Origin of the sequence: Nocardiopsis sp. TNDT3, assembly GCF_003427465.1 — a bacterium.
Taxonomy (GTDB): domain Bacteria; phylum Actinomycetota; class Actinomycetes; order Streptosporangiales; family Streptosporangiaceae; genus Nocardiopsis; species Nocardiopsis dassonvillei.
Genome location: NZ_QPFC01000391.1, coordinates 1 through 9,380, shown reverse-complemented (window position 1 = coordinate 9,380; position 9,380 = coordinate 1). Strand labels below are relative to the sequence as shown.

Annotated in this window: 13 protein-coding genes; 5 read left to right on the top strand and 8 right to left on the bottom strand. The window is 74.8% G+C overall.

The features are described from left to right. Window positions 1-38: 38 nt before the first annotated feature. Window positions 39-419 (bottom strand): RidA family protein, encoded by a 381-nt coding sequence (locus DQW06_RS10450; RefSeq protein ID WP_013156475.1) that lies wholly within the window; start codon window positions 417-419, stop codon window positions 39-41. A gap of 183 nt (window positions 420-602) precedes the next feature. Between DQW06_RS10450 and DQW06_RS10445 the strand changes: the two genes are divergently transcribed. Beyond that, window positions 603-2,201, top strand: a complete 1,599-nt coding sequence (locus DQW06_RS10445) for an amidohydrolase family protein (RefSeq protein WP_013156476.1) — start codon at window positions 603-605, stop codon at window positions 2,199-2,201. Then, complete coding sequence (locus DQW06_RS10440; RefSeq protein ID WP_013156477.1) at window positions 2,198-3,160, top strand: sugar kinase; 963 nt, start codon at window positions 2,198-2,200, stop codon at window positions 3,158-3,160. The genes DQW06_RS10445 and DQW06_RS10440 overlap by 4 nt, the downstream gene beginning before the upstream one ends. 16 nt (window positions 3,161-3,176) lie before the next feature. Here DQW06_RS10440 and DQW06_RS10435 read toward each other — a convergent pair whose 3' ends face one another. Beyond that, the gene (locus tag DQW06_RS10435) at window positions 3,177-3,494 is read right to left on the bottom strand and encodes a hypothetical protein (RefSeq protein WP_013156478.1); all 318 of its coding nucleotides are present in this window, start codon (window positions 3,492-3,494) and stop codon (window positions 3,177-3,179) included. A 236-nt stretch (window positions 3,495-3,730) separates the two neighbouring features. Between DQW06_RS10435 and DQW06_RS10430 the strand changes: the two genes are divergently transcribed. Both DQW06_RS10430 and yidC read left to right on the top strand, forming a co-directional pair. Further along, window positions 3,731-4,021, top strand: a complete 291-nt coding sequence (locus DQW06_RS10430; RefSeq protein WP_013156479.1) for a DUF6412 domain-containing protein — start codon at window positions 3,731-3,733, stop codon at window positions 4,019-4,021. 129 nt (window positions 4,022-4,150) lie between these two features. Then, complete coding sequence (gene yidC, locus DQW06_RS10425; protein WP_013156480.1) at window positions 4,151-4,861, top strand: membrane protein insertase YidC; 711 nt, start codon at window positions 4,151-4,153, stop codon at window positions 4,859-4,861. 43 nt (window positions 4,862-4,904) lie between these two features. Here yidC and DQW06_RS10420 read toward each other — a convergent pair whose 3' ends face one another. The 6 genes from DQW06_RS10420 to DQW06_RS10395 all read right to left on the bottom strand — a co-directional run bounded on the left by DQW06_RS10420 (window position 4,905) and on the right by DQW06_RS10395 (window position 9,082). Beyond that, window positions 4,905-5,522: a superoxide dismutase family protein gene (locus tag DQW06_RS10420; protein ID WP_013156481.1), complete on the bottom strand. Its 618-nt coding sequence runs from the start codon at window positions 5,520-5,522 to the stop codon at window positions 4,905-4,907. A gap of 63 nt (window positions 5,523-5,585) precedes the next feature. Then, on the bottom strand, window positions 5,586-6,080 hold the full coding sequence (locus DQW06_RS10415) for a DUF3291 domain-containing protein (RefSeq protein ID WP_013156482.1): 495 nt from the start codon (window positions 6,078-6,080) through the stop codon (window positions 5,586-5,588). 20 nt (window positions 6,081-6,100) lie between these two features. Beyond that, window positions 6,101-6,799, bottom strand: coding sequence for a metalloregulator ArsR/SmtB family transcription factor (locus DQW06_RS10410; RefSeq protein ID WP_041553467.1), 699 nt, complete (start codon window positions 6,797-6,799; stop codon window positions 6,101-6,103). Between the two features lie 172 nt (window positions 6,800-6,971). Next, a complete protein-coding gene (locus tag DQW06_RS10405; RefSeq protein ID WP_013156484.1) occupies window positions 6,972-8,294 on the bottom strand; it encodes a hypothetical protein in 1,323 nt (440 codons plus the stop codon). A gap of 196 nt (window positions 8,295-8,490) precedes the next feature. Further along, window positions 8,491-8,778 (bottom strand): hypothetical protein, encoded by a 288-nt coding sequence (locus tag DQW06_RS10400; protein ID WP_013156485.1) that lies wholly within the window; start codon window positions 8,776-8,778, stop codon window positions 8,491-8,493. Window positions 8,779-8,806: 28 nt separating this feature from the next. After that, window positions 8,807-9,082 carry a hypothetical protein gene (locus tag DQW06_RS10395; RefSeq protein ID WP_013156486.1) on the bottom strand — a complete coding sequence of 92 codons (276 nt, stop codon included), beginning with the start codon at window positions 9,080-9,082 and terminating at the stop codon, window positions 8,807-8,809. 23 nt (window positions 9,083-9,105) lie between these two features. Between DQW06_RS10395 and DQW06_RS29485 the strand changes: the two genes are divergently transcribed. Continuing rightward, window positions 9,106-9,380, top strand: a 275-nt coding sequence (locus DQW06_RS29485; RefSeq protein ID WP_232833000.1) for a hypothetical protein, incomplete at its 3' end; no start/stop codon positions are given.

The following is a 9,380-nucleotide window of genomic DNA, read 5'->3' as shown; positions in this document are numbered from 1 at the left end:
GCCGGGGCCCGCGCGGGCCCCGGCCGACCGGGCGGGGCTCAGTCCCGGAGCTTGGCCACCACGTCGATCTCCACGAGGATGTTCGCCAGGTCCGAACCCACGGTGGTGCGCACGGGGTAGGGGGCGCTGAAGTGCTCCTCGTACACGGCGTTGAACTCCGGGAAGTCCGCCTTGAGGTTCTCCAGGTGGACGGTCGCCTTCACGACGTCGTCCAGCGTCAGGCCGTGCTCGGCGAGCACGGCGGAGATGTTGGCCAGTACCTGGGCGGTCTGCTCGCCCACGGTCGGGGCCACGCGGCCGGTCTCGGGCTCCTGCGGGCCGAAGCCCGCGGTGTACAGGAACCCGCCCGCGACCACTCCCTGGCTGTACGCCCCGGCCGGAGCGGGGGCGTTGTCGGTGCGGACCGCCTTCTTGGACATCCGTGGACTCCTTCGCTGGTCTGCTCCGGCGGCGCGTGCGCGCGCCGGTGCCCGTGCCGTTTCACGGGCGCTTTACTGGCAACAAAGTTACCAATTTTCTTCCGGGCAGCGTATCTTGGCCACACCGGACACCGGTCGGCCGCGCGCCGCGCCGGGGTGACCGGTACGTCGAACGGAGGAACAGTGCATTCCGAGACCGTACTCACCGGCGGACTGGTGGTCGACGGCACCGGCGGTCCCTCCCGCCGCGCCGACCTCGTCCTCCGCGACGGCCGCATCGCCCACATCGTCCCACCCGGCGGCGCGCGCACCACGGGCGCCGTCGTGGACGTGGAGGGACTCGCGGTCACCCCGGGGTTCGTCGACATGCACTCCCACTCGGACCTGGCCGTCCTCGCCGACCCCGCGCACGAGGCCAAGACCCTCCAGGGCGTCACCCTGGAGGTCCTGGGCCAGGACGGGCTCGGCTACGCCCCCGTCACCGACGACACCGCCGGGGAGCTGCGCGCCCAGCTCGCCGCGTGGAACGGCCGACCCGACCTCGACCACTCCTGGCGCACCGTCGGCGAGTACCTCGACCGGATCGACGCGGGCGCCCCCGTCAACGCCGCCGTCCTCGTCCCCCAGGGCAACGTGCGCATGGCCGTCCTGGGCGGCGAGGACCGCCCGCCCACCGACGACGAACTCGACCGCATGCGCCGGATCGTCGCCCGGGGCATGGCCGAAGGCGCGCACGGACTGTCCACCGGCCTGACCTACACCCCCGGCATGTACGCCACCGACGACGAGATCGTCGCCCTCCTCGAACCCGTCCGCGCCGCGGGCGGCTACTACTGCCCCCACCACCGCAACTACGGCTCCCGGGTCGTGGAGTCCTACCGCGAGTGCCTGGAGACCGCGCGTCGCGCCCAGGTCGCCCTGCACCTGGCGCACTGCCACGTCAACTTCCCGCAGAACCGGGGCCGCGCCCCCGAGGTCCTGGACGCCATCGACGAGGCCACCGTCCACTACGGCCTCGACGTCACCCTCGACAGCTACCCCTACCGGGCCAGCGCCACCCACCTGGGCGCCCCGCTGCCCAGCTGGGTGCAGGTCGGCGGAACCGCCGCCACCCTGGAGCGCCTGCGCGACGCCCCCACCCGCGCGCGCGTCCTGCGCGAGATCGAGGAGGAGGGCACCGACGGCAACCACGGCGTCCCCATGGACTGGTCCGCCATCGTCGTCACCGGCGTCGCCGACCCCGGGCTGTCCTGGGCCGTCGGATCCTCCGTCGCCGACCTCGCGCGCACGCGCGGCCGACTCCCCGGCGACCTCTACATGGACCTGCTCGTGGCCGACGAGCTGCGCAGCGGCTGCCTGCTCCAGGTGGGCAACGAGGAGAACATCCGCACCATCATGCGACACAGCTCCCACACGGCCGGGAGCGACGGCATCCTCGTCGGCGCCAGGCCGCACCCGCGCGGCTGGGGCACCTTCCCCCGCTACCTGGGCCACTACGTGCGCGAACTCGGCGTGCTCACGCTGGAGGAGTGCGTCCGCCACCTCACCTCCCGGCCCGCGCGTAGACTCGGCCTCACCGACCGCGGCGTCATCCAGGCCGGCGCCGTCGCCGACCTGGTGGTCCTGGACCCCGCCACCGTGGACGCCCTCGCCACCTACGAGGAACCGCGCCTGGCCCCCCGGGGCATCCACCACGTCCTCGTGTCGGGTGACTTCACCGTCCGGGACGGCCGCCGCACCGACCGCCTGCCCGGCCGATCCGTCCGGAGGAACCGCCGATGAGCGAGCACCCGACCCCCGCGGGGAGCGGGCCGACCAGCAGCGCCGACGCCGTCTGCGTCGGCGAGACCATGGCGGTGCTCGCCTCGGCCGAGGCGCTCGCGGCCGGAACGAAGCTGATCGTGGGCACCGGCGGCGCGGAGTCCAACGTGGCGGTCGCCCTGACGGCCCTGGGGCACACCGCCGCCTGGGTCAGCCGCGTCGGCGACGACCCCTTCGGCCGCATCGTCACCGGTGCCGTCGCCGGGTGCGGCGCGGACGTGACCGGCGTGGAGGTGGACCCCGAGCGCCCCACCGGCCTGTACGTCAAGGACACCGGCCCCGGCGGCGCGGGCGTGCTGTACTACCGCGCCGGCTCGGCCGCCTCCGCGCTGTCGGCCGCCGACGCCGAGCGGGTGTGGGCGCGCGACCCCCGGGTGATCCACCTGTCCGGCATCACCCCGGCCCTGTCCGCGCGCGCCGCGGCGCTCGTGGAGCACCTGCTGGACCGGCGGACCGGGAACGGCGCGCTGCGCTCCTTCGACGTCAACCACCGGCCCGCGCTGTGGGGGGCCAGGACCGCCGCGCCGGTGCTGCTCGACCTGGCCCGCCGCGCCGACGTGGTCTTCGTGGGCCGGGACGAGGCCGAGCGGCTGTGGGGCACCCCGGCGGCCGAGGACGTGCGGGCGGTGCTGCCCGAGGTGCCGGTCCTGGTGGTCAAGGACGCCGAACACGGCGCGACCTGCTTCGACTCCGAGGGGGCGGTGTTCGTGCCGTCCCCGCCGGTGGACGTGGTCGAGGCGGTGGGCGCGGGCGACGCGTTCGCCGCCGGTTTCCTGTCCGGCCTGCTGGACGGACTGTCCGTGGAACAGCGGCTGGGCCTGGGCCACGCGGTCGCGGGCGCGGTGCTGCGCTCTCCCGGGGACGTCCTGGAGGCCCTGCCCGCGGACGTCGCCCGGATCCGCGGCTCCGCGGGGGCCTGAGCGCCCGCCCCGGCCCTCAGCCGATGACGATGGCGCCCGCCAGGACCGGGTCGCCGAAGCTCACCGAGCCGTGTCCGGAGGCCAGCGCGCGGCTGCCCTGGCAGCTCGTGCCCGCGAAGAGCGCGAACTTGACCCTGCTCTCCGTGGAGATCCCGGTGACGCCCCCCTGCCCCGTCTTGAGGGTGCGGCAGCCCCCGTTCTCCACGGTCTGCTGGTAGCCGGACTCGAAGGTGACCCGGACCGGGGGAGCCTGGTCCTGTCTGCTTGACAGCCCGGCGATCGCTCCGGCGATGGTGGCGGACATGGTGGCGAGGTTCGCAGGGCGGATCGGCACGGTAACTCTCCTTCTCTGCCGGCCCGCACGGGGCGCCCGGCGAGCACGGAGTTGGTTACTCTGTGTCATTTAGCTACAGCTTCACGAGAACCGAGAGGAGCCCCGGCGGAGTGTCGGCGGATTTCTGCGCCCGTCGGCCGCCGCTGCCGCACGCCCCGGGGCGCGGCCGGGCGTTGTGGGGGCGCCGCCGCCGCGCGTAGAATGCGGTTCGACCGGAACGGGGAGGTGAGGGCGCCGTGAGCCTCCTTCTCGCGTTCTTCGAGTTCCTGATGCTGGGCGTGGTCCCCGCCGAACTCCTGCCGGTCCCCGGCTCCCTGGCGCTGCTGGTCGCCGCCGTCGGCGCGGCCGTCGCCTGGTACGTCCTGCGCGGCACCTGGGCCTGCCCGGCGCGCGACGCCGCCGCGGGCGCGGTGCGCGCGATGCGCCGCAGGTCCGCGCGCCTGCCCGTACTCACCCTGTGTGACCCCGACGCGGCGGGACGGCCCCGTCCCAGAGCCCCCGGCGCGGCCCTTCCGGCCGCTCGCTGACCCCTTCTCCGACATGCTCGCGCGTGCGCGCACGCGCCGCGCCCCGGATGTGTGCTCCGCCCCGTGCGGGCGCGGTCACGAGCGGCCCGACGTCTGTTCCCCTCCCACCGGACGAAGGGCCTTCCCGCCTTGTACAGCCTCGGGCCGATCGCGGCCGCCATGACCCTGCTCTCGACCGTCCTGTCCGCCCTCACCTCACTGCTCACCCCCCTCACCGGAAGCCTGGCCGCCGGGCTGGCCGTCGTCGCCCTGACCGTGGTCGTGCGCCTCCTGCTCGTCCCCCTCGGGGTGGTGCAGGTCCGCGCCGAGAAGGCCCGCGCGCGCCTGGCCCCGCAGCTGGCGAAGATCACCGCCCGGCACCGCGGGAACCCCGAACGGCTCGTCGCCGAACAGCGCCGGGTCTACGCCGAGGCGGGCACCTCCCCGCTGGCGGGCTGCCTGCCCTCCCTCGCCCAGGTCCCCGTCATGATCGCCCTCTACGGCGTGTTCATCGGAGCGGGGAGCGGTGAGGAGGAGATGCTCGCGCACACCTTCGGCGGCGTCGAACTGGGCGCGACCCTGACGGGCGGCGCGGGCGGGGCGGCCGTGTTCGCCGCGCTCCTGGCCCTGATCGCCCTCGTGGCCTGGGCCAACCGCCGCTACCTCATGCTGCCCGCGATGCGGGCGGGCGCCGAGGCCGACCCGGGCCGGCCCCAGCTCCCCGGCCTCCTGACCTACATGCAGTTCACGACCGTGGCGGTCGCCGCGTTCGTGCCGCTGGCGGCGGGGCTGTACCTGCTGACCTCCAGTGCGTGGGCGCTGGGGGAGCGGCTCCTGCTGCGCCGGGTCGTCCCGGACTGAGCCGTGGCGCGGTCCCCGGACCGGACCGGGGACCGCCGGTCCGTCAGAAGTCCACGCTGACGCAGGCCAGGCGGTCGCCCGCGGTGCCCGCCTCGCCCTCGCCGGTGTGGGTGTGGTGCTCGTGCAGCACCAGCGACTGGGCCTCGCCCTCGCGGAACTCCCAGTCCACCGTGCTGGTCGCGCGGGCGTTGCCGTCGTCGTCGGTGGTGAAGTCCAGCCAGACCTCGTTCTCGGGGTTGGCGTAGGCGGGGTCGCTGGAGGGCTCGTCCTCGGTGGCGGCCGGGTCGAGCTCGTTCTGGTAGTGGGGGCCCGCGTCGGCCGGGTCGTCGCCGCAGGGCCGGGTGTGCACGTGGGCGCCGAAGTCGCGGCCCCCCTCCAGGCTGGTGCCGGTGAACTGCACGTGGGTCTGCCCGTCCTGGGCGCGCACCTGCACGTCGGAAGTGGCGCCCTCGGGCACGGCGGTCTCGTCGTAGGTGATGGCGCCCGCGCCCTCGCCGGGCGGCAGGAAGATCGAAGCGGTCACGCTGGGGGAGGCGCTGGGCGTGGTCTGCGGGGACTCCTGGGAGGCCGAGCCGCCGTCCTCGGCGGTATCGGGCTGCGCGCATCCGGCGGCGAGGGTCGCGGTCAGGGCCAGGCCGACGGCGAACGGTGTGATGCGCATGACGGAACTCCCGGTTGCTCTCAACGGACGCCCGCAAGACTACCCAAGGTACCCGAGGGATGACTAGGCGTGCGGAACGCGATCTGTCGGGGGCGGGAAGGGTGACCTGAGCGTGAAGGCCTCGGGGGTGGGGCCTTCGGCGCGCAACAGGTCCAGGCGCCTTCCGGCCTCCTCGACAGTGGGGATCGTACCGCTGGGAATCCACCACAGGACCAGATACGCCTCCCGCAGGTGCTCGAACCACTCCCGGCGTCCGCGCAGCAGCTCCAGGTGCTCACTGCGGTAGGTGAAGTTCCACAGCGACTCCACGTCCCGCCAGACGGAGTAGTTGATCAGGAGGGCGCCGCCGAAGGGCCGCAGGCCGGTGGCGTCCTCCTTGCCCTCCTCCACCAGCCGCCACACGAACCCCGGGGCGCTGTCGGCCAGCGCGTTGATCGGGTCGATGCGGGCGGTGAAACCCGCCATGGAGGGGTCGTCGAGGGGGGCCTTGAGGATGCCGACGTTGATCTGGGCCAGGTGGTACCCGGAGGGGGAGGTCTCGTTCACGGGACACAGCACACCACGGCCGGTCTTCTATGTCAATGTCCGTTGTTTTTGGAAATCACCACGCAGCACCGGCCCGGACGGGCGTCCATCCGGGCCCCCGCACCGTCCTCGCCGCGCCCCTCCAACAGGCCGCGCAGCAGTTCCAGGTTGAGTCCGCAGGCGAGCGGGGGGAAGGCGCGCGCCAGGGTGTGGAAGGGGCAGTTGAGCAGCCGCACGCCGCCGTCCTCCCCCGGGGCCTTGTCCGGCCCGGAGTCGCCCCCCGGAGCGCGGGCCGCCCCCTCCTCGGGCTCGTAGCCCCGGGCGCGCAGCAGGTCCACCAGGGGCTCCTCCCGGTGTTCCGCGCCGATGCGGCGGCCCTCCTCGCGGGCGGCGGCGTGCAGGGCCTCCTCGGCCCCGTGCCGCTCCACCGCCTCCGCGAGCACGTGCGCGGCCAGCTCGTAGTCCCTCGGCGGCAGGTGCAGCGACAGCTCCCGGTCCGCGCGCCGGTACAGCTTGGCCGGACGGCCCGACCCCGGCCCCTCGCGGCCGCTCACCTTGCGGCGGGCCACCTCCAGCAGACCCGCGTCCGCCAGCCGGTCCAGGTGGTGCGCGGCCAGGGTGCGCTGGATGCCGAGGGCGTCCGCGGCCTGGCCGCGGCTGACCTCTCCGTGCGCCGCCGCCACGTACTCGTACAGCCTGCGGCGCACGGGGTCGGCGAGGGCCTGCGCGGCGTCGATCGAGGAGTCGTCCATGCCCCCATTGTCCGCGCGGCCCGACACCGCCCTCCCCCCGGCGGGGTCCGGCGGGACGGGCACCGTCGCGGACAGCGGGCCGCCGCCGCCCGCGGCCCTCCCCGGTGGAGAAGCCGGGAGGGCGGCGCCGCGCCGCTACCCCCGGCCCCTCCAGCGCGACCGGAGCCGCGGTTCACCTGCGGGCACGGCGGGCCCCCGGCCCGGGGAGCGTCATGCGGGGTCGGGGCGCTTCCCCTCGTGCTCCGCCTCCCCTGGCGGGTCCGCCGAAGGCGTCCCGCAGCCGGTGCCCGGTGTTCGTGTAGAGCCGGGGAGGTCCCTGGACCCGCTCCGATGTCCGCCGGTCCTCCATGCCCGCCTCGGCCAGGTCGGCGCGAGCACCGGCGAGCTGGGCGCTCAGCTCCAGCGGCCGCACCGCCGCGCGGAACAGCTCCCCGCTCACGGAGGGCGCGGCCCCGCGGCCGGGCCTCAGCGAACGGAGCACCTCGCGGACGCGCCCGGCGTAGGCCTTCCGCAGCGCGTGCCGGGCGACGCGGAAGGCCGTCGCGTACGCCTCCGTCGACTTGAGGTTGTCGACGTAGCGCAGGGCCGCCTCCAGAGTTCGCGGGTCGCTGTGCCCGTACAGCCGGACGGAGGAGAGGTAGACGCCCTCCCGCAGCCCCTCGGCCGCGTGCGGAGCGGTCCGTGCCTCCAGCAGCTCGGCGAGCGTCGTCTGGTTGAGGAGGGAGAGGAAGCCGGGCTCCTGGTGGGACATGCGGTCGGCTATCTCCCAGGAGACGACCTCCGCCTTCGCGTGGTCCTCGTCCCCGAGGTGCCGCCGGAGCAGCTCGAAGAGCCGGTCGGTGCTCTGGAACTCCGGCCGGTGGACGCCGTTCGTGGACCGGCCGTCCCGGTGGAACCCGGCCAGCTCCCGGGCGCGCCGGGCCCGCTCGGCGGCCACGGCGTTCGCGGCGTGCACGGACCTGCGTTCCCGCGCGACCCGGCTCGCCTCCGCGTGGACGTCCTCCGCCCCCTCGATGCGCAGGGCCGCCTCCTGGCACGCCCGGGCCGCCTCCGCGCGGCCCGGGTCCGCGGCGAACCCCTCGACCGCGGACACGTACGCCCGGAGCGCGTCATGGGGGCGGCCCGCCTGCTCCAACAGGCCCGCCACCACGTACTCGGTCTCCGCGCGCCTCGTGCGGGTCTCGCGGCTCAGGGGGTCCTCCAGCCGTGCCCGCTCGGCGTGGACGGCCGCCGCGGCCAGCGGGTCGCCCACGCTCAGCAGGGCGTCGGCCAGCGCCCGCAGATCGTCCGGCCTGCGGAGGTCGTAGCGGAAGACCCCTCTGCGTGCGTGCTCCGGCGTCTGCGCCGCGTCCGGGTGCGTGCCGCGCCAGGCGTCGAACGCGCTCTGGAGAACGTCCCGGGAGATCCCGGAGAAGGGGGTGTGCCGGTCGAGCCGTTCGGCGTACGCCGCCGCGAGCGCGGTGAGCGCGTCGGTCGGCGGATGAGTCTCCTGCACGGGGGGTCCAATCCGTCCGGTGGGGTCCGGGCAGGGGCAGCCCCGGCACGTGATGAGGGGATGATAGCCACGGGGGTGCCCGCGCGCCCCGGAGGCCCGGGTCCGCGGCACCGGCTGCAACAGGCGGTCCGCCGGGCGGGGCGGAACACCCGACGCCTCCGCGCCGGGGCGCACGCGCGCACCGGTCCGGAGTCCGTCAGCGCGATCGGCGGCTCGGACCGTCCTTGGGCGGCGTGGTGCCGTGGATGCGGCGGGAGACCTCGGTCCTCGTGGTGCGGGCCGCCTTCCTGATCCCGCGCCGGAGAAGGGAGACCTTCGGCCTGGCCTGTTCGGGAGCGGCGGCACCGGGCGGGGGCAGCGGGACGTGTCCGGCGTTCTTGGCCCGGTGCAGTTCGAGGCGTACCGCCTGCTCGGCGGTGGCCGCGAAGCCGACGGTGGCGTTGCCGCTCTCCGGCGGGGCCTCCTGCCGGTTGCTCCGGTCCACCAGCGGCGAGGCCCCCGGCGAGGCGTCGTCACCGGTCTCGTGCGTGGCCCGGTCCGGGATCTCCGAGAGCGCCGCGAGCCGCGCGCCGCCGCTGGGGGACGAGGCTGCGGAGCCGCTCGATGAGCACCATGCGGATGTCGCCGACGGACAGCCGGTCGGAGAGGTGGATGACGTGGTTCTCGGAAATCGTGTTGACGAAGGCGCGGCCCGCCCGGTGCGCGGGGAGTCGCCCGGCCCCGCTCCGCACCGAATCCGGTGCGGTACCCGCTGTTTCTCCGGCTGCGGCGCCCTTGCCGTCATCCACCTGTCGTTCCTCCCCTCGGTCCCGTGCGCACCGAAAAGGCGAAGGGCCTCTTCGCCGCCTGGCATGTGCGCCATTCGGCCGTGGCAGAACGAACCGATGGCAATCCTTCGTCGGGAGGGAAGGGGATTCGGGATCTGCCCGAATGGGCGGTGACGCAGACATTTCCGGGGCTCGACGCCGACTTTGTGACGCGAACGCTGGTGGAGGGGTTCGGAATGGGGTGGGTGATCCGCGTCGCCCATGCTCTCCCCGGGGTGTGTCCGCGGGTTCCCGCGTCCCGGACCGGGGAGGGGAGCGT

What these genes read in the sequence shown, in the direction of transcription:
- DQW06_RS10450 (WP_013156475.1), bottom strand. Translation starts at nt 419, where the DNA reads ATGTCCAAGAAGGCGGTCCGCACCGACAACGCCCCCGCTCCGGCCGGG.
- DQW06_RS10440 (WP_013156477.1), top strand. Translation starts at nt 2,198, where the DNA reads ATGAGCGAGCACCCGACCCCCGCGGGGAGCGGGCCGACCAGCAGCGCC.
- DQW06_RS10420 (WP_013156481.1), bottom strand. Translation starts at nt 5,522, where the DNA reads ATGCGCATCACACCGTTCGCCGTCGGCCTGGCCCTGACCGCGACCCTC.
- DQW06_RS10410 (WP_041553467.1), bottom strand. Translation starts at nt 6,799, where the DNA reads ATGGACGACTCCTCGATCGACGCCGCGCAGGCCCTCGCCGACCCCGTG.